Source organism: Pseudomonas entomophila (assembly GCF_013523125.1).
Classification (GTDB): domain Bacteria; phylum Pseudomonadota; class Gammaproteobacteria; order Pseudomonadales; family Pseudomonadaceae; genus Aquipseudomonas; species Aquipseudomonas entomophila_B.
The window spans coordinates 61,725-81,194 of sequence record NZ_JAAMQJ010000010.1 but is presented as its reverse complement, the minus strand read 5'-3'; the positions used below and the strand labels follow the sequence as shown (position 1 = coordinate 81,194).

Here is a 19,470-nt window from a genome sequence, read left to right as displayed (position 1 = left end):
TGGGTTGGTCTTGGCTTGCTCATGCGTCCTCCGGGTCAATGGCCCAGGTGTCGTCGTCGAAGTTGGGACCGGCCGGCTGGCGGGTACCGGATGGTGAAGCCTTGGCACTTTTGGCTGCGCTGGCCAGGTCACGGCGGATCCAGCTGACCAGGGCGGCCAGCCACTGTTTCTCGGTCTGCACCAGCCCCTTGGCTTCGTGGTAGCTCACGAACCCGGCGATCGCTTCCGACGAGAAGTGCTCGAGCGTCAGCCCTGCCCGCTTGGCGTACGGATACAAGCGCTCAGGGTTTGGCTCCCAGTCCAGCGTCAACTCGAACGTCGCGCGGTGTGAGTGAGTAGATTGGTTTAAGGACGGATTGGGTGCAGCTCCTGCACCCCGTTCGGTCGTGAGCTGCACCCCGTTCTGCTGTGAGCTGCGCCCCGTGCCGTCAGCTGCACCCCGTTCAGCGCGAGGTGCAACAGATGCACCCCGTACCATTTGCAGGTCGTACACCACAGGGCGGCGATCGCGACGGTCGATGTAGGCGGCGGCGATTGCCTGATTGCCACGGCTGATCCAGCCAGCGGCCTCGAGCTCGTCCAGCTTGGAGCGCACGGTACGCTCGGACAGGCCAGTGTCCTCGGCCAGGGTCGCAACCGATGGAAAGGCAGCGCGCCCGTCGGTACCGGCGTAGTTGGCCAGGCACAGCAGCACATGGCGCGCCGGGGAGCCTTGAAGCTCGCTGGAAGGGATCTGGAGTGCCCAGGTCATGGCTTGTACGCTCACACCGAACCCCCGATGCCCTTCTCGGCCAGGTAGGTCAGGCCCTTGGTGGTCACCAGCACGCTGTAGGCCGCCCGCTCTTCGCCCGTCTCTCGGTCCGGCTTGAGCGACGTCACCTTGTGCTTGAGCAGGCCGGCGGTGATGCGAGGCTGGAAGGCGACCCAGCGTGTCGACCCAGCGCGGCGGTAGATCCAGCGGTTCTGCTCCATCCAGGCGAACAGCTTCGCCGGCGCCAGCTGCAGCTGCTTGGCCGCGTCGGTGATGCAGATCGCACCGCCAGCGCCAGCCAGCCGGTTGATGGCCGCGATCTTGGGGGCCTGCTTGGCCAGGGCGTCCTGCAGGCGCTGGTTTTCCTCGGCCTTGTCAGCCGCCAGGCGCAGGGCCTCGGCGAAGGTGGTCGGGATCTGGACCTGGGCCACTACGCGGGCCTCCAGCTCTTGCCAGCGGTCGATGATCTTGGCGCGCAGCTCGGCGTTGTAGCCGGAGACCAGCACCAGCGCATCACGCTGGGTGAGCAGGAATTCGGGGTAGCTCTGACCGTTCTGCGGGTGCAGGTAGGGGGTCTCCTCAGATTTGAGGACACCCCTCCTGGCCAGGGATCGGGCGTCGCGCAGCACGTTGTCGTGGCTCTTGCCGGTGAGTTCGGCAACCTCGCGGGTCGACATGAGCTGCTGGGGTTGGGCCTGGGCTGGGAGCGTGTCGCCGGTGGGGGTGTTGCATGCATCGAGTGCTGTGTGCATAATCGACCTCGATCTCGTTGTTGAAGAAACCGCCCCGCCAGGCGGTTTTTTTATGCCTGCAATTCAGGTACTGGATGGATCATCAGTCACATCAGGAATCTTTCGATGCCTGTCTTGAGGGCGCAGAATTCCTACCTGTCAGGCGGCCAGCTCATCCCATGGGAAGCTGGGGCACAGCGCCTCTTTCTTGAAGGCGCCAGCGGTAACCCGCTCGGCGCGCTTGGCGACTACAGGGGACATGCCGTGCTTACCGCGCACCCATCCGGAGACAGTGCTTTGGTCGACGTCCAGCTTCTCGGCAGTGATGTCCTGGGTACCGAAATGGGCAACCAACTCTTTGTAGATAGTGCTCATGGCACCTCTCCTTATGGGAATTCTCATAAGGTAGCCTATGAGAATACTCATTTGCAAGGATATGGGCGGCCCCGTGATACTCCGAAAATGGAACTCAAAGACCGAATCAAAGCCGCCAGAGCCAACGCCAAGCTGACCCAGGTACAGCTTGCTGAAAAGGTTGGGATGGACCAAGCATCAATTTCCAACCTGGAGCGCGGTAAAGCTCAAGGCACAAGCTATATCGCCCAGATCGCCAGCGTTTGCGGCGTCAGCGCGCTATGGCTCGCCAACGGCACGGGCAACATGCTGGACAAGAAAAAGTCCGCACCTTCCAACGTTGCGCCTATCGCGCAGGGAGAGGTGACCTACCGATATCCCGTCATCAGCTGGGTAGCTGCTGGCGCCTGGGCAGAGGCGGTAGAGCCATTCCCGCCGGGCTTTTCTGATAGGTATGAGCTCTCGGAATATGAGGCCAAAGGCCCCGCCTTCTGGCTCGAGGTCAAAGGGGATTCGATGACCTCGTCGGTTGGCCAGAGCATCACCGAAGGCACGCTGATTCTGGTAGATACGGAAGCAGATGCTCAGCATGGAAAGCTTGTTATCGCCAAGCTCGCGGATAGCAATGAAGCCACGTTCAAGAAGCTTGTCGAGGACGGAGGCCGTCGCTACTTGAAGCCTCTGAATCCCGCCTACCCGACCGAAGTATGCTCAGGTGACTGCCGAGTGATCGGAGTCGTTGTCAGGGCACTGATCAAGCTGTAGGTCCGCCTCTCCCAAATCAAGCCCGCCGCGCGCGGGCTTTTTCATGCCCGCCTCATAAAATATGAGCCAACTCATTGACAGCCAATATGAGCCTACTCATAATTAACTCATCGCCGGCTCATACGGCCCTGCCGTTAGCCGCCACCGCTCTTTACACAACCAGACGTGACCACCTCGACGCACCCGGGACACCACCTGGGTCGGGACAAGCTAAGTCGTCGACCACGCAGCCTCTGGATAGCTGCCGGACTCCCCTCATTGGGAGGACGCCAGACCATGCAAGCCAGCCGGGAAGAACACCGAACACGAAATGTGTGACCCGGCCAGGTGGGAATAGCCGCGGCGACGCGCATGGCGAGGAACAAACACCAAAGGAGGAACCAGCCAATGAAGTAGCAAGACCAGTCGGCACACGGACCGGCACCCCACGACGAGCTGCCCTACCCAGTAGGCCACAGAGCTGCAGCTGCCAGTCGTGTAGCGAACACCTAACCCCATGACCATCACGCCGAGGCCGATCGACGCGCGCTGACCAGGGAAGCTCAAGGCCAAACAAGATCCGCGCAAAGCCATCGGTGGCAGAGCGCGAGCAAGGCTTCACTGGCTGGCCTGCTCACGCGGGCCAGACGGGAAACCAACCACAGCAACAAGGAGCTCGCATGAGCGGATTCAAGAAAGGCCAAGACGTCATCTTCACCAACCCACGCGGCGCCGAAAGCGCTGGTAAGTACGTGGGCACCAAGAACCTGGGGCACGGCCGAGGCGGCGGCGAGTACCTGGTGGTGGATGTGGGCGGCGTAGAGAAGAAGGCGCGGGCCAGCAAGGTGCGCGCCGCCTGATTTCACTGGCTGGCCTTGGCGACAGGGCCAGACGGGAAATCAACCAAGAGTATCGAAAGCCATGGTCACATCGACGCTACAGGTAGAAGTACGAATGCCGAAAGTAGGAGATGATGGATTTGAGCAGTGGGTCGAAGAGCTCGCTGAAGCAATTTATCAACGCGTCAAAAGGCGCCTTGAGCATGACGCAGAAGGCGCCAAACCGACGTCAACGACGCCTGAAAGCTTTGTCTAGCCGCTTTTTCATGTCCTGAACAAGCTTATCAGCCTCCTTCTTAGCAGCCTCCCTTAGCTTTGCGGTAACCGCTGCTTTATCTCCAATGTCTGCATTGCACTCACTGCAGCGGATCATCTGATCTGCCTCGTCGTCATCTGGGATGACAAGCTTCTCGCATCCACAAGCCGCGCATACTGCCGAAATCTGCATACGTATTCCCTCGCTGATTGGTGGAGCTCTCAGCATATCCGGGAAGCGCGTCACCTGCGTAGTGGTGAGATGGCCGCTGGCCATTGAAAAACCAGCGCCACGGCAGCCTGCCGTTAACTGCCCGATGTCCTGCACGCCATCGCAGGCCGCATCGGAGTGTGATCTGGAAAGGCGACTCCATACCGGGCACGGCCTGTCACCGTGCTGAGCCCTCGAGGCGGTACCGAATGGGCGTCCTTGCGATGACAAGCGCAGATCACACCCCGATGCGGACGATTCTGCACCGCGCAACGCGGCCCCCTGTATCCCCCTCCCCTCAACTTTTCGACCGCATTGGCAGGCGCCAGGCACGCGCCTCCGGCTGCGCGTGGGTTTGGTCACCCGCCCTGGCGCCTGACCAATGCGGTCCACCGAGACAGATTATGGAAACGATCACCTGCGGTACATGGACTGGCCAGCTCGGCGATGCCCTGGCGCCCCGTGAGCTTGAAGCTCTGCTGTGGGTCGCCCAGGGCCTCACCACGAAAGAGATCGCCCGCCAGATGGGCACCACCCCCGGTACCGCCGCCAACCGCGTGAAGCTGGCCCTGTTCAAGATGCAGGTCAGCCGGCGCGTCGAGGCCGTCACCAAGGCCATGAGCCGCCAGATCATCAGCCCCATGTGCATCGCGCTGGCCAGCCTCATCGCGCTGCACGCCGCCATCGACGTGGGCGACCCCATGCGCCGCGACCGCCGCGTGCCCGAGCGCCGCGCCGCCCAAGTTCGAATCGTTCGCAAGGCTGAGGCCTTCGAGCTTCACGTCTGACCGAGGAACACACCATGCACCCAGCCATGCAAGAGCGTGTGGACGGCTTGGCCGCCCTGCGCGAACGAACCACCCTGGCGACTGCCGATTTCTACAGCCTCATTGGCCGGCCCGCACCAAAGTCCAAGCCTCGCTATCAAGCCCGATCGAAGGGCAACATGTGGCACATCATCGACACCCACACCGGCAAGACCTGTGCGTTTCGCTCGAAACACGCCAATGCGATTCGAGTTCTCGATGGGCTGGAGGCAGCTGCTCGGTGCAGGCTGGTCGGGCGGCAATGATCGGCGAGAACGTCTCGGAACAGCATGAGAAAGCTCGCGCAGACCTCGAGGCCAGCGTGGCTCAGTTCCTGGCGGGTGGCGGCAAGATCCAGGACTGTGGCGCCGCCGCGTCGGTACCGCGCCGACCCAGCTTCCGGTGGTACCCGGACCAGCAGCCGCAGGACAAGCAGCCGGTGCAGGTGCAGTGCAGCCCCCAGCTGCTGGGCCGGGCCATCCAAGCGGCCAAGACCATGACGGTGGACGAGGCCAGCGCGCACCTGGGCGCCAGCCGGGCGCAGTTGCTGACGCTGTCCCGGAAGCACTCGTTCTGCTTCCGGGTAGACGCCAAGCAGAGGATCGAGCGCGAGCTGAGGCGCAAGAAGAGGGCCCAGGCCCAAGACGCGCTGGTCGATAGGATCCGCGCCTACGCCCACAGCGGCCTCAGCCGCGACGCGGTCGCCAAGCTGATCGGCATCAGCCAGCAGCGCCTGACCAGGCTCGTCGACGAGCACGACATCGACTTCCCCAAGTGGCGCCAGCCCAAATGAAACGAGTCCTCAACCGCGCCCGCCTCGGCCGGCGCCAGCAGCACATCAATCTGCCGCCCAGCGGCTTGAGAGGTACCGGCCATGGCCGAGAAGAGGACGGGAGCAGCCAAGCACTCGGCGGACTACCGCAAGAGGAAGAAAGCCGAAGCAGCAAGCCTGGGCATCGAGAAGCTGTACTTCAACATGCCGGCCGGGGCCAAGCCTGCGATAGCGGGCGAGCTAAAGCGACTCGGGTACACCCAGGAGCAAGAGCTCTGGCAGGACCTGGTGCTGTCGTGGATTGCTCAGGACCCGGAGGAGCGAGCGCGTCGACTCGAGAAGCCTGACGCGCCAGCTTTTTACATCTCATCGAAACTAGCGCGCCAGTTCGAAGCGGCCAGCAGGGCTGAACTGAGGCGCGAACCTGGTGACGAGATTATCAACCCAGGCTTCAAAGGAAATAGAGGTCGTCTTGCGTGAATGGGCGAGAAATGCTTTTCGATTCTGTAGGGCACTGAGAATGGCCAATCAGGCCTTTCCAGAAGTCTTCGTCGAACCATTCAAGGAGGAAGAAGTAGCGACACGCCCCAATCAGCCCAGCCCTGTCCCAGACAGGGCCAGGCCTGGCGGATCCATTTACCTTATAGTGGCTCTCAAGTTCGTAAAACGTGATGGTTTTGCCGCTTGTCCACAAAGTATCTAGAAACTCAGCAAGCTCTCCCACCTGAGCTTCATTCACACGGAACTGCTCTTTGTAGGGAGTGTGCCAAGAGGCTCCATCATTGCCGTAGGGATAAATACCGCGATCCCAGGCATACGCGTACGCAGGCGAAATATTCGCTTTTGCCGCAGGGTTAGCGAACAACGCAAGCAGTTGAAACCGCTGAATATTGAAAAGCATTTCCGCAGTTGCTGTCATGTAAATCTCCTAAGCCGGCTCCATGCCGGCACCCTGTAATACCCCATCCCAAACCAAATTGCCACCATGCCGCCAGCCGGCCACGGAGGAACATCCATGCCTATTCGCCATGCAGTAATTCACCTGGTCGACAAGAAGCCTGACGGCAGCCCTGCTGTCTTGCATATGGCTCAAGCCGGCCTGCCCAGCAGCGCCGCTATCGATGGTCTGCTGTTCGAGCTGAACGGCGCCTACAACGCCAAGGCTGGCAAGGCCTGGGGCTTCTTCCATGCCGAATCCGGCGCCTACCCACTCAGCGGATGGCTGGCCAAGTTCGTGAGCGGTGATCTGGAGTTCATCGACTTCACCCGCAACGCCGTTGACCACCTCACCCGGCTGATGGAAGAGTCCAACCTGACCGTGGGCGGTCATGTCCTATTCGCGCTGTATCAACAGGGTATGACCGACTACCTGACGATCGCTGTCCTCCAGCAGATCGAGACGATCTCGGTCGGCGAAGACCTCCAGGCCTCGGTATCGCGCCATCTGGACACGAACGCTCTGCACTTCGCCGCACGCATCAACCTGAGCGAGTGGAAGAACAACCCAGCGTCGCGCCAGTACATCTCGTTCATCAAGTCCAAGGGCGGGCGTAAGGCCACGGCCTACTTCCAAGACTTCATCGGCTGCCAGGAGGGCGTCGACGGGCCAGGCGAGACCCGCACGCTGCTCAAGGCGTTCAGCGACTTTGTCGAGCGAGAGAATCTGCCGGAAGAAACAGCTCTGGAAAAGACCCAGGCCCTGGTCGAGTACGCCACAGCCCAGACCAAGCTGGGGGAGCCGGTGACCGTGCAGGAACTCTCGGAACTGCTCGATGAAGAGCGCCCACAGAGCTTCGCTGAGTTCGTCCACGGCGCCGATTACGGCTTGTCTGCCGCTATCCCCGCAGATAAGCGCACGATCAATCAGTTCCGACGCTTCACCGGCCGCGCCGAGGGCCTTTCGATCAGTTTCGAAGCTCACCTCCTGGGCAGCAAGATCGAGTTCGACCAGCAGGCAAAGACGCTGATGATCAAAGGCGTACCAACGCAGCTGGTGGACCAGCTGAAGAGGTCACTTGAAGCTTAAGGTTTATCGCCTGGCAAGGGGTCAATAGCTTCGTATGCCTCAGGAACGATCAACCGCAAAGCTCCACTAAGACATAGAGCTTTCAGTTGCTCTTCAGCCCCTCGCATTGCCTTTTCACTAGATCCGAAAGACTCTACGGTCGGTATTGGTTTAGACCGATACTCATGACCTGCCTTCACTCGGACATTAGCCTCCCCACGCCAAGGGTCTTGCCCTTGCGATGAGGCGGATAGGAAGTAATGTATCCCGGCAAACTCGTGATCGAATTCCACTTCACATCCTCAGAATTGTCTGTGTGGCGGTTTAATAACTCATTCCAGGCCGAATGACCACTATACACCCGCCCCACCATGGAGAGCGGCGCATGCATGGAGAAAGCCATGAACGATCAAGAGCGCGATACCCTGGCCACTCGGGTGGCCGAGGATATGGCCCAGCACCAATACACCCAACTGGTGAACGAAAACGGTGTCGAGGTCTGGCGCTGTCAGCAGCCAAGCGAATGCTGGTATGCGTTCGACATTTGCGTCACTCGCTACGGCATGAGCGTGATGGGCGACATTGGATCGCTGGTATTCCATGTCGGCGAAAGCTACGGCATCAGCTTCTTGCGCCATCAAAGCGACGGCTACCTGTACGAAAAGCTGGACGAATCCAGCAGGCGGCAGGTGATCGACTTCGACAGCATCCGCGACACGGTCTGCAGCTGCATCGCTGGCCGCATCGAGCAGGAGTTCGACACCGAACAGGTACCCGCGTGGATGGTGGGCATCCCTGACCAGGGTGCCACCCTTGAGCAGGCTGAGCAGTTGAGCGAATGGCTGCGCGAGCAAGCCGAAATCGACGAGCGCTTGCCATTCGATGAATTGGCTGACGTTATTGAAGAGGTCGAGACCTTCGCCGAGGGCCGGGATGCAGAGATCGTGCTGGCCTATGACTTCCTCCAAAACAACGAATCGCTGATCGGCGGAAGCGATCTGTGGGAGACCACTATCAGCGGGCCGTGCCCGAAGGTAATGGCCCGACTGTACTACGTCCGCCACGCCGCCAAAGCCATCATGGCAATCAAAGAGCAGGCTGCCGCCGCTTGATCCCCTCACACAACTCATCAGGCGATACTGCTGCTACTCATCAAGCATGCCAATCAAGGAGGGCTCTCTTATCTCGGTTGCCCAGAACTCAACGGCACGCCTCAGCACCACAAGTATTTCGTGTTCCTCTCCTGAATCAATGACCATTAGCTGCCATGGACGATCGACTAAAGGTCGACCAGCAGCCATGCCTGCGGAGAAAGCTGTCTCTATCTTCCAGTCCACGAACACCTTTAGATCTTCGTCGTAATGACTATCCACCCCGAAATGTTTGTTACTGTTAGCGATATGCTTACAGATGCGTAGAGCTGAAGATTGTTCGCTGACCCAACCCTGAAACTTAGTAAAAGGCTTGCACCCCTGATACTTCGGATTTTCCGATCGCGGTAAATCTACTTTAGGCGAGTAAAACTTCCACACCCAATCTGTAAGCTGCCAAGCAGTAATACATGCATCAAAAGCGCTGTACACAGATGGAAAAAATGCAGCCGCCCGATCTTTATTATCGAGGTGAATACGAAGCTGTTTAATGTTCCAAATGAGCTTGATAAGTAGCTGCAGGGGCGTATCTATCTGGAAAGTTTGAAGTGGTCTGCTCATTTTAACTTACTCCCGCCGTGAACTCAGATCTAGCGATCCTACCATCCTATTTTCACTACTCAACGATAATGCCTATCCGGAGCAAAATATGAACCAGTATCGCATCCTGATAGGCGACTGCATCGACATGATGCGAACGCTGCCGGACCAGTCTGTGCACACCTGCATCACCAGCCCGCCCTACTTCGGGCTGCGCGACTACGGGGTCGACGGCCAGATCGGCCTGGAGGCCTCCCCGCGAGAATTCATTGACAGGCTGGTGGCCGTGTTCCGCGAGGTGCGGCGCGTGCTGCGTGACGACGGAACGGCCTGGGTGAACATGGGAGACAGCTACGCGGGCAGCTGGGGCGCGCACGGCCGCGACGATATGGGTCTGGGCGGGCAGTCGCTCAGCGCACGTCAGGTTGCGGCCAGTGCGCGAAGGCTCAAGAAGCCGAACCACCATGGCTTCAAGCCCAAGGATCTACTGGGCCTGCCCTGGCGCCTGGCGATCGCACTGCAGGACGATGGCTGGTACCTGCGCCAGGACATCATCTGGCACAAGCCCAACCCCATGCCCGAGTCGATCAAAGATCGCTGCACCAAGGCCCACGAGTACGTGTTCCTGCTCAGCAAGGGGCCGCGCTACTACTTCGACCAGGCCGCCATCCGCGAGCCAGCCAGTGCCCAGGCCGCGCCCGAGAGCGCCAGCAGGCGCAACAGCTTCGCCCGCCAGACCAAGTACACCGAGGGCGAGCACGGGCAGACCGGCCAGCACCGGGAAACGCGCGCCGACGTCCTGTACGACGAGACCAGGAACAAGCGCAGCGTCTGGACGGTGGCCACCGCCAGCTTCAAGGGCGCCCACTTCGCCACCTTTCCGCCTGACCTGGTCCGGCCATGCGTGCTGGCAGGCGCCCCGCGCGGCGGGCTGGTGCTCGACCCGTTCGGCGGCGCCGGTACCACAGCCCTGGTCGCCATGCAGGAAGGCAGGCGCTCGGTCATCTGCGAGCTGAACCCTGAGTACGCCGCCCTCGCCCACCGACGCCTTGATACTGCCTGGGTCGAGGGCGCGGCTCAGATGGACATTCTGCTGGACCAGTCGCCAGCCGCTTGACGCCCCAGCCTTCCCCATTCAGTCACGCCATCCGGCGAGGAACGCCCATGTCCAATCGCATCGTGTGTCAGTTCAGCTGCGGCGCCGCCTCGGCGGTGGCCACCAAGCTGGCTCTGGCCGAATACAGCAGCACGCATGACGTCCAGATCGTGAATGCCTTCCTGGCCAATGAGCACGAAGACAACCGTCGGTTTGCCCAAGACTGCGAAGCCTGGTTTGGCCAGCCAATCACGGTCCTGCGCGATGAAAAGTACGGCGCCAACGTGCTGGAGGTGTTTCGACGCGAGCGGTACATGAAGGGCCGCACCGGTGCCCCATGCACCAAGATCTTGAAGCGGCGTCTGCTCGACAACTGGAAGCAGCCCGGTGACGTGATGGTCTTCGGCTACACGGCCGAGGAGGCCGACCGGCTCGACGACTTCCGCGAGCGCAATCCGGAACGCCCTGTCATCGCCCCGCTGATCGAACGCGGTCTGGGTAAGGAGGACTGCAAGGCCATGATCCAGCGTGCCGGCATTGAGCTGCCGTTGATGTACCGCATGGGCTACGAGAACGCCAACTGCATCGGCTGCGTGAAGGGTGGCGAAGGTTATTTCCGGGCGATCCGTGAGGACTTCCCAGTGCAGTTCGAGGCGCTGTGCGTGATCCAGGACGACCTGGGGCCAGGCTCCTACCTGTTCCGCAACCGCCACACCAACGTGCGCTTTTCCTTGCGCGACCTAGGCGACGGCCCGGCACGCCGCAACGAGAAGCTCCCCTCCTGCTCATTCTTCTGCGAGATGGCAGAGGCAGACATCATCGCCTCTGCCTGAACTGGATGGCTGAACAGCTCGGGCGCCAGATGCCGCTGGACCTGGACTTCGCTGAAGACGAAGACCTCATCGACTGCATGTGTGGGGACTAACTATCTCGCTTAGGGAGATACCATGCAGGTTTAAGGTAGTGAGATTCTGTTAATCCCTTTCGCTTGATGTACTCGATGGTGAGATCAGCTTCACGTATTAGCACATCTGCCCACCAGCCACCATGAACTGTGTCCCAGCTTTCTTTCGAGCGCTCGAGAATTCTGACCGTTATCGGGTAGTACTGGGGAAAATTTCTGAGTTCATAAATGACCGCCAGCTGCTGATCTACATATGGTTTGCTCGACTCATCATCCCCTCGAACCAATCCCTTGACCATCAAGTGGAAAGCTTGAAACTGCCTAGTTTCCTCTTCCGCTCGCTTGATTAAAAAATAGTTCCAAACTGCCCAGCATGCAGTGAGGAAAGCAAGAGCGAAGCCTAACGGCCCATTGTTTTCCTTGAGAAAGTCCCACAGTGCTTGAAGCATATCCCTGCTCCCAAATTTGACCGCGAGACTATAGCGCGGAGGTATCCCCATGCCCACAGAAAACGACTACATCGACGTGCGCGACCTATTCGTCAGCATAAACCCGCACGGCCTGGACCAGAGCGAGCTGGCACGCGATGGCGCCAGCTTCGTCGAGCCGCAGACGATCAACGACTACTACCTCTTTCGTGCTGGATACCAGGCGGCGCTGGAGGCCCAGCAGGGCCAGGGCGAGCCAGTGGCGTGGCTTGCCAAGGCACTCAAGGGCGCCCTGGCTGGCACGCTGGGGTTTGTCCGGCCTTACAACAGGCTGAACCCTGATCTGTACGAGGGGCCATTCCCAGTGTTCAGGCATGCCGACCCTGCCGAGGTTGAGCGACTGCGTGCCGACCTGGAATCCGTGCAGGCTGACCGCGACGCCTACGGTCAGAATGCCATTGACCTGCGTGCCCAGCTGGCCGAGGCGCGGGCGCTGCTGGCTCGAATCCTCGGCAAGCGCGATCCCTGCCCGGCCAGGTACTGGTTCGAAGAAATCGAAAAGGTCCTATCCGCTAGCGCAGAGCCGAGTGTGCCGAACGACTGCGCCATCTGTCGTGACCTGGGCAACCAGTGCACGGAGTGCGAGGAAGGCGAGTTCCGCGAATGGGCCGACCGACACTTCGCCGCAGCCGACTACCGCAAGACCGATGCCGGGGTGTTCATCCAAGAATGGATGCGTCACGCATATAGCGCCTGGTGCGCACGCGGCACTCTCGCCAGCAAGCAGTAGCCCCAATCCCGCTGTAACCCCTCTCCCCTCTATTCACTGCCGCGATGTGGCGGCAAAGGAGTTCCTGTGCTCGACGCAAACATCCACGAAGCCCTCGACACCCTCAGCGCCAGCCAGCTGGCCATGCTGCTCGTCATGCGCAAGGGTCTGGAGTTCGGCTACGAATACACCTTCAGCGACGATGATGGGCAGGAGGCCGATGTAGACCTGGCCTTCCTGGCCGCGGCGCCAGGCGACTTGCTCGAGGCCGTCTTCGAAGAGAACGAACACGACGACGCCATCAACGAAGTCCGCTACGGCGCCGTTGACGCCATCGGCATCCCTGAGTGGAGCCATTACAGCTGGGGCCGGCACTTCGAGGTCGATGTGAAGGCCTTCATCCTGCCCGATGGGCGCGCCCTCGCCTTCTGCGAAATGAGCGGTGGCGGCAAGCATGGCGATCCAGGCTCCTACCCGTGGGTCAAGGAAGCGAAGTTCATCAAGGTTGCTGGGGTGCAGGAACAGGTCATCAAGACCTACTCGTTCGTAGAGCTGCCAGAAGCCGCTGAGGTGCAGCCATGATCGAACGATTCACCCTGGTCGAACTGGAAGGAATGCTTAGGGGCCGCGCCATGCCCAGTGACATGCGCTGTGGCGAATCCATCGCCCAGTACTTGCATCGCGAGATCCAGTTCCTGGCCACCGAACGCAACAACCTGCGCGAAGACCGCGATGGCCTACTCGAAGCCGGTGCCCACCTGTAGCGCCCCAGCCTCTCCATTCAACACATACCACTGACCTGCCGCCGTCGGCGGCACGGAGATCATCCATGGAAACCGAAGTACTTTCCGATGAAGAATTGATAGAGATCACCGGCTACAAACCCAGGGCCTACCAGCGTCGCTGGCTGAGTTCGCGCGGTTGGCATTTTGTCGAGAGCAGAGGCGGCCGCCCCTTGGTCGGTCGTCAGTACGCGCGCCTCAAGCTAAGCGGCGCCGTCGTCGACTTGATGCCGATCACACCGCCATCGCTACCGAGACCCGCTTGGACACCAGACTTCTCACGAGTGAAGTAAAATGCGCCCCAGAAGTAACGAGAACCGCGATCTGCCGCCGGGCATGTACCGGCGCAAGCGAGTCAGAAAAAGCGGCAAAGTATGGGTCGGGTACTACTACCGCGACCCAGTAGGCAAGGAGATTCCCCTCGGCACCGACCTTCCCAAAGCCAAGCTCAAGTGGGCTGAACTGGAAGCCAAATCGGCGCCGGTCGAGCTGACGACAATGAAGGGAATTTTCGACCAGTACGAGAAGCACATCATCCCTAAGAAAGCCCCTAGAACCCAGAAGGACAACATCTACGAGCTCAAGCAGCTACGGGCGGTGTTCGATCCGGCTCCCATCGATGCGATCACTCCGTCGATGATTGCCCACTACCGCGACTCTCGCTCAGCCAAGACCCGAGCGAACCGGGAAATAGCACTGCTCTCGCATGTGTTCAACATGGCCCGGGAATGGGGGCTGACTGTGAAGGAGAACCCCTGCCTGGGCATCAAGAAGAACAAGGAGAAGCCGCGCGATTTCTATGCCAATGAGACCGTGTGGCTCGCAGTGTACGAAGAGGCTCCAGAGGAGCTGAGGGACGCGATGGACCTGGCGTACCTGACTGGCCAGCGGCCGTCGGACGTTCTATCCATGCGCAAGGATGATGTGGAAGGGAGCTACCTGCTGGTCAGCCAGGGCAAGACCGGCAAGCGGCTGAGGATCATCCTGGAGGTAAACAGCGTGAATAACAGCCTCGGGACGCTGCTGGAGCGCATCAAACTGCGCACGCAGCAGCATGCCTCGCCATTCTTCATCTTGAACGAGCACGGCAAACGCATGAGTTGGGGGATGCTGCGTAATCGCTGGAGCGATGCGCGGGAGGCTGCCAGGCTGAAAGCCCTTGACGGGAAGAAGCCAGACCTGGCCAACCGTATCGCCCAGTTCCAATTCAGGGACATTCGGCCCAAGGCCGCTTCGGAGATCAACGATGTGGCGGAAGCGAGCCTGTTGCTGGGGCATTCCAAAGAGGGGATCACCGAACGGGTGTACCGCCGCGTGGGGGCCATCGCCAGCCCCACAAAGTGACCGAGTTTTGGAACTCATGCCGAAAAGTTTCGGAACGCTTGGCTTTCTGACGCCCAAAGAAAAACCCCGCAGACCAAGATCTGCGGGGCTTTCGAATATGGAGGCCGAGGTCGGAATCGAACCGGCGTAGACGGATTTGCAATCCGGAGCATAACCACTTTGCTACTCGGCCTCAAAGTCGGATCAGGTCAGCCTTCGCCTTCCTTCACCTCGAACCGCTCGACTTCAAGAGCCCGCTGCGTTTCGATGGGCGCCATTATGTCCGCATTCGATCCACCTTGCAACCCCCTCCCCTCAAAAAATTTCCAGGAGGTTCAAGGTCTTAGCGCAGACGGCTCAACTTGCTCCACAGCCCGACCAGTGCATTCTCCAGCGAACCGCTGGCCGCCATGCCGATGCGCTCCTGCAGGCTCTTGCGCTGGGCGTACTGCAGATGGAACACGCCACCCTCGCGCGCACGGTCGTTGAGGTACTCGTCGCTGGTGCGCAGTTCATCGACCAGTTGACGATTGAGTGCGGCCACGCCCAGCCAGACTTCGCCGGTGGCGACCTCGTCGATGGACAGCTGCGGGCGGTAGCGGGAGACGAAGTCCTTGAACAGCCGGTGCGTGACGTCCAGGTCTTCCTGAAACTTCTCGCGACCCTTCTCGGTGTTCTCGCCGAACACGGTCAGGGTGCGCTTGTACTCACCGGCGGTCAGCACCTCGACGTCGATGTCGTGCTTCTTCAACAGTCGATTGACGTTGGGCAACTGCGCCACCACGCCGATCGAGCCAAGAATGGCGAAGGGCGCGCTGATGATCTTGTCACCGATGCAGGCCATCATGTAACCGCCGCTGGCAGCGACCTTGTCGATGCAGACGGTCAGCGGTACGCCGGCCTGGCGCACGCGCGCCAGTTGGGAGGCGGCCAGGCCATAGCTGTGGACCAGGCCGCCGCCGCTCTCCAGGCGCAGCACCACTTCGTCGCGCGCGGTGGCCATGCTCAGCAAGGCGGTGATTTCATGGCGCAGGCTGTCGGTGGCCGAAGCCTTGATGTCGCCATCGAAGTCCAGGACGAACACGCGGCCCTGGTCCTCGGTCCCTTGCTGCTTCTTCTGTTTCTTCTCGCCCTTGGCCTTGCGCTTGCGCAGGGCCTTGAGTTCGGCCTTGTCGAACAGGCCGGCTTCGAGGCGGTCGCGCAGGCCATCGTAGAACTGGTTCATGCGCGTGACCTGCAGGTGCCCACCTGGTTTGCGGCGGCCCTTGCTGCGCAGGCCGGCGATGGCCGACAGCACGATCAGCAGGGCGATGACCACGGTCGCGGTCTTGGCTAGAAAGCTTGCGTATTCGGCAAGAAACTCCACGGTGACTCCTCATTGAACCCACGCCCTCACGGCGCGTCAGGCTTGCCAGCATACCGTTGCGCCTGACGCCTCGCCAGCGGCCTGCGCGGCCTGCATCAGGTTCAAACGACCTTTTCAAACGCCCGTATGTTTTTCCGTTGACAGCGTTCGAGCCGCACCCTACCCTCGGAGCGTTTCAGCCCCTCTGAGGGCGAACGTTTGCCGTACGCACATCCGTACCTCCACGACAAGGAAACCGCCATGACCTCCGTAGCTGATGCCGTGAAAAAGATGCAAGAGAAGTTCAATCCAGCCGCCGCCCAAGGGCTGGACCTGGTGTTCGGCTTCAATGTCACCGATGAAGACAAGCATTACGCCCTGATCGTCAAGGACGGCACCTGCGAGCTGCAGGAAGGCGAGAACCCGGATGCCAACTGCACCTTGGTCATGGACAGCCAGACCCTCAAGGAGATCGTCAGCGGCGAGCTCGATGGCATGCAGGCCTTCATGGGCGGCAAGCTGCGCGTCGAAGGCGACATGATGCTGTCGATGAAGCTGGGCGAGCTGTTCCCGAGCTGATCGTGCCCCTGCGCTAGACACTCTCCTACGCCGGGCCTTGCGCTCGACGAGGCCTGCCGACAGACGATGGCGCCCGACCTGGGTCCGGCGCCATCGCTGCATCAATGCATGGCGTGACCGTGGTCGGCAGACGCAGTCAACGGGCGCACCGGTGCTTTGATCTCGATGACCTGGCGCTCGCCCTTGTCATCCTCGACCGTCAAGGTCAACGGCACTTCGGTGCCCTCTTTCACCTGGGTATTCAGCCCCATCAGCATGACGTGATAGCCATTGGGGTCCAGGCTTACCGCCTTACCGGCAGGCAGGGGCAAGGCGTCGACCTTGCGCATGCCCATGACATCGCCCTTCATGGTCATCTCGTGTACCTGCACGTCTTTGGCCACCGGCGAAGCGACGCTCACCAGTGTGCTGTCGGTGCTGGCGGTCAGCGTCATGAACGCCCCAGTGGACGACTGGTGCGGCACAGTAGCGCGCACCCAGGCATCGCTCACCGTAGTGTCGGCCAGGGCGGGCAAGGCCAGACCGGCCAAGGCCATGAGGGCCAGGCCACGCGCAAGAACGGAACGGGAAACAGACATTAGCAGATCTCCATCAGGGTAAGCAGGTCTTCGGCGCATTCCTTGGCGTTGAGCGAATGCGACAGGCTCAGGCGCAGGGTGCCACGAGAGTCGTAGACATAGCTGGTGGACGAATGGGAGATGGTGTAGGAATCCCCTTCGGGCTTCTTCTCGTAGAACACCTTGAACTCCCGGGCCACATCGGCGATTTCTTCCGGAGTGCCGGTCAATGCGGTGAAGGACGGGTCGAACGCCTTGACATAGGCGTCGAGCACCTCGGGCGTGTCGCGTTCCGGGTCCAGGGTGATGAACACCACCTGGAGGAAACCGGCGTCACGGCCCATCAGCTTCTTGATCTGCACCGCGCGCGCCAGAGTGGTCGGGCAGACCGCCGGGCACTGGGTGAAGCCGAAGAAGATCATCGGCATCGAGCCATAGAAGCTGGACAGGGTGCGTACGTTGCCCTCGGTGTCCTTCAGGCGGAACGAGCGACCGAGGATTTCGTTGCTCATGTTCTTGCCGTACTTGAACTCCAAGCCACGGGCCGGGCTGCACCCGGCGAGCAGGCCAAGGCCCAGTACGCCCATCCCGGCGACGAGCGTGCGCCGGGTCAACAGATCATTCATGGAACCATCCTTTACAGGGAAGGTGCCGGCCCTCGGGCAGGGCCGGGCGACGACGGGCGCATTCTGGCATGGCCTGGGGTGCGCTTCCACCTGACGACGGGCCATTGGTCTCAAGCCCTTGAAATACGGCGTGCGGCCTGTTGTCGCAGCCCTTGAATCAGTAACATTTTATTGCTAACCAGGCGCTGAGATGCAGGCTTCGACCCGTCCCGGCTCAGGGAGATGCCGGGCTGGCGTCCAGCGCCCGCTTCAAGGCTTGCGCCTCGACGTAGGTGTCTTGCGCCACCAGCGTGCCGTGCTCCAGGCGCATGAGTCGCACGCTGGCATCAGGCACTTCGTAGCGCTCGACCACCCGGCCCTGGCGATCGAGCATGACCCGGTAGGTGTAGTCCCGCATGGCAGGGATGGCGAACAGCGTACTGATCACGGCGGGCATCCGTTCGATGTCGGCCACGAAGACAGCGCTTCGGGCCTCCAGATAACCCGCCGGCTGCCCGGCCAACGCCGCCTTGACCAGCTTGGCGCCTTCCATGTCGCGGGCCACCAGCAGCAGGCGCGTCTCCGGCGTCAGGCTGTAGGGCTGCTCGTGCTGATCGAGCAGCGTCCAGGGGGCCAGACGGTCTCCGGGCTCCAGGGCATGGGCCAGGCCCGGCAACAGGCACATCAACAGCAGTGGCAACCGTTTCAAGAAAGAGACTCCAGCACGTCACGAAGGCCAACAGGATAACCGAACCGCGCTGTCGGCGCGTGCGACATGACGTCTGCCACGGTCGCCCCCAGACACGTGCCTGACGCAGCGCCCGGTTGTCTTTCCCAAGACCGGCGAGCACACTCATCGGCGCCAGCCTGACCCGGGAGCCCGCAGTGCCCACCATTCGCCAGTTCAGCAAGAAAGCCAGCACCACCAACATGGTCAGGCTCAAGCCGACCGCTGCCGATGTCACGCCGTCCTATGGCGTGGGCTTCGTCCTGCTGGAACATTTTTCCATGGCCAGCTTCACGGTGGCCATGGACGTCCTGGTCACGGCCAACCTGTTGCGCACCGACAGCTTTCGCTTCTCGCCGCTGTCATTGGACGGCGAGCGTGTCTTGAGCGACCTGGGCCTGGAACTGATCGCTGCCGAGCTGGAGCCGCGCGCCCTGCGGGACCTGGATTTGCTGATCGTCTGCGGCGGTCTGCGCACTCCCTTGAAGTACCCCGAGCTGGACCGTCTGCTGGTGGACTGTGACGCCCATGGCCTGCACCTGGGCGGGCTGTGGAACGGGGCCTGGTTCCTCGGCCGGGCCGGTGTACTGGCCGACTACGGTTGCAGCGTGCACCCCGAGCAGCGGGCCAGCCTCGCCGAGCGCAGCCCGCAGACACGCATCACCCCGGCCAGCTTCACGCTGGACCGCGACCGGTTGACCGCCGCCAGCCCCAATGGCGCCATGGAAATGATGCTCAGCCTGGTGCGCCGTCTGCACGGCGATGGACTGGCCGAGGGCGTGGAAGAAATTCTGTCGTTTTCCGGTGCGCGGTATCGCCAGGTCGGGCCAGGGGCGAAAAAGTCCATGAGCCTGCACCTGCGCACCATTGTCGAGCTGATGGAAAACAACCTCGAAGAGACGCTCAGCCTCGACCAGCTGGCGGCCTACAGCGGGCGCTCGCGGCGGCAGATCGACCGCTTGTTCCAGGCGCAACTGGGCACTTCGCCACGGCGCTACTACATGGAGCTGCGCATCACCAAGAGCCGCAGGCTGCTGCAGTATTCGGACCTGTCGGTAATGGAGGTGGCGGTGGCCTGCGGGTTCGTGTCGGTATCGCACTTCAGCAAGTGCTATGCGGCGTACTTCGGTTATCCCCCGTCGCGGGAGCAACGGCTGGGCGAGTGACCCAGCCGCTGTACCGAACGCCTGGAAGGC

At 61.2% G+C, this 19,470-nt stretch carries 27 protein-coding genes and 1 tRNA gene; 17 read left to right on the top strand and 11 right to left on the bottom strand.

The window, feature by feature from the left end; all coding sequences use genetic code 11:
* Positions 1–19: 19 nt before the first annotated feature.
* The 3 genes from G7007_RS08110 to G7007_RS08100 all read right to left on the bottom strand — a co-directional run bounded on the left by G7007_RS08110 (position 20) and on the right by G7007_RS08100 (position 1,857).
* Positions 20–751: a helix-turn-helix domain-containing protein gene (locus G7007_RS08110; RefSeq protein WP_181100578.1), complete on the bottom strand. Its 732-nt coding sequence runs from the start codon at positions 749–751 to the stop codon at positions 20–22.
* 11 nt (positions 752–762) lie between these two features.
* On the bottom strand, positions 763–1,503 hold the full coding sequence (locus tag G7007_RS08105) for a Rha family transcriptional regulator (RefSeq protein ID WP_375139485.1): 741 nt from the start codon (positions 1,501–1,503) through the stop codon (positions 763–765).
* 138 nt (positions 1,504–1,641) lie between these two features.
* Positions 1,642–1,857 carry a YdaS family helix-turn-helix protein gene (locus G7007_RS08100; RefSeq protein WP_181100577.1) on the bottom strand — a complete coding sequence of 72 codons (216 nt, stop codon included), beginning with the start codon at positions 1,855–1,857 and terminating at the stop codon, positions 1,642–1,644.
* 87 nt (positions 1,858–1,944) lie between these two features.
* Between G7007_RS08100 and G7007_RS08095 the strand changes: the two genes are divergently transcribed.
* The 6 genes from G7007_RS08095 to G7007_RS08070 all read left to right on the top strand — a co-directional run bounded on the left by G7007_RS08095 (position 1,945) and on the right by G7007_RS08070 (position 5,943).
* Entirely contained in the window at positions 1,945–2,601 is a 657-nt protein-coding gene (locus G7007_RS08095; RefSeq protein WP_181100576.1) for a LexA family protein, read from the top strand.
* A 659-nt stretch (positions 2,602–3,260) separates the two neighbouring features.
* Positions 3,261–3,440 (top strand): hypothetical protein, encoded by a 180-nt coding sequence (locus G7007_RS08090; RefSeq protein WP_181100574.1) that lies wholly within the window; start codon positions 3,261–3,263, stop codon positions 3,438–3,440.
* Positions 3,441–4,289: 849 nt separating this feature from the next.
* Entirely contained in the window at positions 4,290–4,673 is a 384-nt protein-coding gene (locus G7007_RS08085; protein ID WP_181100572.1) for a response regulator transcription factor, read from the top strand.
* Positions 4,674–4,687: 14 nt separating this feature from the next.
* Entirely contained in the window at positions 4,688–4,957 is a 270-nt protein-coding gene (locus tag G7007_RS08080; protein ID WP_181100571.1) for a hypothetical protein, read from the top strand.
* On the top strand, positions 4,954–5,484 hold the full coding sequence (locus G7007_RS08075; RefSeq protein ID WP_181100569.1) for a hypothetical protein: 531 nt from the start codon (positions 4,954–4,956) through the stop codon (positions 5,482–5,484). The genes G7007_RS08080 and G7007_RS08075 overlap by 4 nt, the downstream gene beginning before the upstream one ends.
* 81 nt (positions 5,485–5,565) lie before the next feature.
* A complete protein-coding gene (locus G7007_RS08070) occupies positions 5,566–5,943 on the top strand; it encodes a hypothetical protein (RefSeq protein ID WP_181100568.1) in 378 nt (125 codons plus the stop codon).
* Here G7007_RS08070 and G7007_RS08065 read toward each other — a convergent pair.
* Positions 5,915–6,382 (bottom strand): hypothetical protein, encoded by a 468-nt coding sequence (locus G7007_RS08065; RefSeq protein ID WP_181100566.1) that lies wholly within the window; start codon positions 6,380–6,382, stop codon positions 5,915–5,917. The two genes, G7007_RS08070 and G7007_RS08065, sit on opposite strands and share 29 nt — an antisense overlap.
* A gap of 96 nt (positions 6,383–6,478) precedes the next feature.
* Here G7007_RS08065 and yejK point away from each other — a divergent pair, with 96 nt between their 5' ends.
* Positions 6,479–7,489: a nucleoid-associated protein YejK gene (gene yejK, locus G7007_RS08060; RefSeq protein ID WP_181100564.1), complete on the top strand. Its 1,011-nt coding sequence runs from the start codon at positions 6,479–6,481 to the stop codon at positions 7,487–7,489.
* Between the two features lie 380 nt (positions 7,490–7,869).
* Positions 7,870–8,580 carry a hypothetical protein gene (locus G7007_RS08055; RefSeq protein WP_181100563.1) on the top strand — a complete coding sequence of 237 codons (711 nt, stop codon included), beginning with the start codon at positions 7,870–7,872 and terminating at the stop codon, positions 8,578–8,580.
* 33 nt (positions 8,581–8,613) lie between these two features.
* Here G7007_RS08055 and G7007_RS08050 read toward each other — a convergent pair whose 3' ends face one another.
* Positions 8,614–9,180 carry a hypothetical protein gene (locus tag G7007_RS08050; protein WP_181100561.1) on the bottom strand — a complete coding sequence of 189 codons (567 nt, stop codon included), beginning with the start codon at positions 9,178–9,180 and terminating at the stop codon, positions 8,614–8,616.
* 88 nt (positions 9,181–9,268) lie between these two features.
* Here G7007_RS08050 and G7007_RS08045 point away from each other — a divergent pair, with 88 nt between their 5' ends.
* Entirely contained in the window at positions 9,269–10,276 is a 1,008-nt protein-coding gene (locus tag G7007_RS08045) for a DNA-methyltransferase (RefSeq protein ID WP_181100559.1), read from the top strand.
* A gap of 47 nt (positions 10,277–10,323) precedes the next feature.
* The gene (locus G7007_RS08040) at positions 10,324–11,088 is read left to right on the top strand and encodes a hypothetical protein (RefSeq protein WP_181100557.1); all 765 of its coding nucleotides are present in this window, start codon (positions 10,324–10,326) and stop codon (positions 11,086–11,088) included.
* Between the two features lie 88 nt (positions 11,089–11,176).
* On the opposite strand, the gene G7007_RS08035 is transcribed toward G7007_RS08040, so the two are convergent.
* A complete protein-coding gene (locus G7007_RS08035; protein WP_181100556.1) occupies positions 11,177–11,608 on the bottom strand; it encodes a hypothetical protein in 432 nt (143 codons plus the stop codon).
* 49 nt (positions 11,609–11,657) lie between these two features.
* On the opposite strand from G7007_RS08035, the gene G7007_RS08030 reads away from it, so the two are divergent.
* The 5 genes from G7007_RS08030 to G7007_RS08010 all read left to right on the top strand — a co-directional run bounded on the left by G7007_RS08030 (position 11,658) and on the right by G7007_RS08010 (position 14,482).
* Positions 11,658–12,377, top strand: a complete 720-nt coding sequence (locus G7007_RS08030; protein ID WP_181100554.1) for a hypothetical protein — start codon at positions 11,658–11,660, stop codon at positions 12,375–12,377.
* A gap of 66 nt (positions 12,378–12,443) precedes the next feature.
* Positions 12,444–12,938 (top strand): hypothetical protein, encoded by a 495-nt coding sequence (locus G7007_RS08025; protein WP_181100553.1) that lies wholly within the window; start codon positions 12,444–12,446, stop codon positions 12,936–12,938.
* Entirely contained in the window at positions 12,935–13,120 is a 186-nt protein-coding gene (locus tag G7007_RS08020; protein WP_181100552.1) for a hypothetical protein, read from the top strand. Before G7007_RS08025 ends, G7007_RS08020 begins: the two co-directional genes overlap by 4 nt.
* Before the next feature lie 65 nt (positions 13,121–13,185).
* Positions 13,186–13,431 carry a DUF4224 domain-containing protein gene (locus G7007_RS08015; RefSeq protein ID WP_181100551.1) on the top strand — a complete coding sequence of 82 codons (246 nt, stop codon included), beginning with the start codon at positions 13,186–13,188 and terminating at the stop codon, positions 13,429–13,431.
* Between the two features lies 1 nt (position 13,432).
* Positions 13,433–14,482, top strand: a complete 1,050-nt coding sequence (locus tag G7007_RS08010; RefSeq protein ID WP_181100549.1) for a tyrosine-type recombinase/integrase — start codon at positions 13,433–13,435, stop codon at positions 14,480–14,482.
* A gap of 98 nt (positions 14,483–14,580) precedes the next feature.
* On the opposite strand, the gene G7007_RS08005 is transcribed toward G7007_RS08010, so the two are convergent.
* Positions 14,581–14,654, bottom strand: a tRNA-Cys gene (locus tag G7007_RS08005).
* A 150-nt stretch (positions 14,655–14,804) separates the two neighbouring features.
* The gene (gene sohB / locus G7007_RS08000) at positions 14,805–15,827 is read right to left on the bottom strand and encodes a protease SohB (protein ID WP_181100547.1); all 1,023 of its coding nucleotides are present in this window, start codon (positions 15,825–15,827) and stop codon (positions 14,805–14,807) included.
* A gap of 240 nt (positions 15,828–16,067) precedes the next feature.
* Between sohB and G7007_RS07995 the strand changes: the two genes are divergently transcribed.
* Positions 16,068–16,385 (top strand): SCP2 sterol-binding domain-containing protein, encoded by a 318-nt coding sequence (locus G7007_RS07995; protein ID WP_181100546.1) that lies wholly within the window; start codon positions 16,068–16,070, stop codon positions 16,383–16,385.
* A 101-nt stretch (positions 16,386–16,486) separates the two neighbouring features.
* Here G7007_RS07995 and G7007_RS07990 read toward each other — a convergent pair whose 3' ends face one another.
* From G7007_RS07990 to G7007_RS07980, 3 genes are all read right to left on the bottom strand, one after another.
* Entirely contained in the window at positions 16,487–16,963 is a 477-nt protein-coding gene (locus G7007_RS07990; RefSeq protein ID WP_181100544.1) for a copper chaperone PCu(A)C, read from the bottom strand.
* Positions 16,963–17,568, bottom strand: a complete 606-nt coding sequence (locus G7007_RS07985) for an SCO family protein (protein WP_181100542.1) — start codon at positions 17,566–17,568, stop codon at positions 16,963–16,965. The genes G7007_RS07990 and G7007_RS07985 overlap by 1 nt, the downstream gene beginning before the upstream one ends.
* Before the next feature lie 214 nt (positions 17,569–17,782).
* Positions 17,783–18,256, bottom strand: a complete 474-nt coding sequence (locus G7007_RS07980) for an FAD/FMN-containing dehydrogenase (protein ID WP_181100540.1) — start codon at positions 18,254–18,256, stop codon at positions 17,783–17,785.
* Between the two features lie 176 nt (positions 18,257–18,432).
* On the opposite strand from G7007_RS07980, the gene G7007_RS07975 reads away from it, so the two are divergent.
* Positions 18,433–19,440, top strand: a complete 1,008-nt coding sequence (locus G7007_RS07975) for a GlxA family transcriptional regulator (protein WP_181100538.1) — start codon at positions 18,433–18,435, stop codon at positions 19,438–19,440.
* The last annotated feature ends 30 nt before the right edge of the window (positions 19,441–19,470 follow it).

Bases quoted from the DNA above. Each gene is read 5' to 3' on its own strand.
- G7007_RS08070 (WP_181100568.1), top strand. From the start codon at position 5,566: ATGGCCGAGAAGAGGACGGGAGCAGCCAAGCACTCGGCGGACTACCGC.
- G7007_RS08080 (WP_181100571.1), top strand. From the start codon at position 4,688: ATGCACCCAGCCATGCAAGAGCGTGTGGACGGCTTGGCCGCCCTGCGC.
- G7007_RS07995 (WP_181100546.1), top strand. From the start codon at position 16,068: ATGACCTCCGTAGCTGATGCCGTGAAAAAGATGCAAGAGAAGTTCAAT.
- G7007_RS08010 (WP_181100549.1), top strand. From the start codon at position 13,433: ATGCGCCCCAGAAGTAACGAGAACCGCGATCTGCCGCCGGGCATGTAC.
- G7007_RS08045 (WP_181100559.1), top strand. From the start codon at position 9,269: ATGAACCAGTATCGCATCCTGATAGGCGACTGCATCGACATGATGCGA.
- G7007_RS07985 (WP_181100542.1), bottom strand. From the start codon at position 17,568: ATGAATGATCTGTTGACCCGGCGCACGCTCGTCGCCGGGATGGGCGTA.
- G7007_RS07990 (WP_181100544.1), bottom strand. From the start codon at position 16,963: ATGTCTGTTTCCCGTTCCGTTCTTGCGCGTGGCCTGGCCCTCATGGCC.
- yejK (WP_181100564.1), top strand. From the start codon at position 6,479: ATGCCTATTCGCCATGCAGTAATTCACCTGGTCGACAAGAAGCCTGAC.
- G7007_RS08050 (WP_181100561.1), bottom strand. From the start codon at position 9,180: ATGAGCAGACCACTTCAAACTTTCCAGATAGATACGCCCCTGCAGCTA.
- G7007_RS08020 (WP_181100552.1), top strand. From the start codon at position 12,935: ATGATCGAACGATTCACCCTGGTCGAACTGGAAGGAATGCTTAGGGGC.
- G7007_RS08035 (WP_181100556.1), bottom strand. From the start codon at position 11,608: ATGCTTCAAGCACTGTGGGACTTTCTCAAGGAAAACAATGGGCCGTTA.
- G7007_RS08015 (WP_181100551.1), top strand. From the start codon at position 13,186: ATGGAAACCGAAGTACTTTCCGATGAAGAATTGATAGAGATCACCGGC.
- G7007_RS08075 (WP_181100569.1), top strand. From the start codon at position 4,954: ATGATCGGCGAGAACGTCTCGGAACAGCATGAGAAAGCTCGCGCAGAC.
- G7007_RS08090 (WP_181100574.1), top strand. From the start codon at position 3,261: ATGAGCGGATTCAAGAAAGGCCAAGACGTCATCTTCACCAACCCACGC.
- G7007_RS08030 (WP_181100554.1), top strand. From the start codon at position 11,658: ATGCCCACAGAAAACGACTACATCGACGTGCGCGACCTATTCGTCAGC.
- G7007_RS08105 (WP_375139485.1), bottom strand. From the start codon at position 1,503: ATGCACACAGCACTCGATGCATGCAACACCCCCACCGGCGACACGCTC.
- G7007_RS08055 (WP_181100563.1), top strand. From the start codon at position 7,870: ATGAACGATCAAGAGCGCGATACCCTGGCCACTCGGGTGGCCGAGGAT.
- G7007_RS08100 (WP_181100577.1), bottom strand. From the start codon at position 1,857: ATGAGCACTATCTACAAAGAGTTGGTTGCCCATTTCGGTACCCAGGAC.
- G7007_RS08095 (WP_181100576.1), top strand. From the start codon at position 1,945: ATGGAACTCAAAGACCGAATCAAAGCCGCCAGAGCCAACGCCAAGCTG.
- G7007_RS08085 (WP_181100572.1), top strand. From the start codon at position 4,290: ATGGAAACGATCACCTGCGGTACATGGACTGGCCAGCTCGGCGATGCC.
- G7007_RS08110 (WP_181100578.1), bottom strand. From the start codon at position 751: ATGACCTGGGCACTCCAGATCCCTTCCAGCGAGCTTCAAGGCTCCCCG.
- G7007_RS08040 (WP_181100557.1), top strand. From the start codon at position 10,324: ATGTCCAATCGCATCGTGTGTCAGTTCAGCTGCGGCGCCGCCTCGGCG.
- G7007_RS08065 (WP_181100566.1), bottom strand. From the start codon at position 6,382: ATGACAGCAACTGCGGAAATGCTTTTCAATATTCAGCGGTTTCAACTG.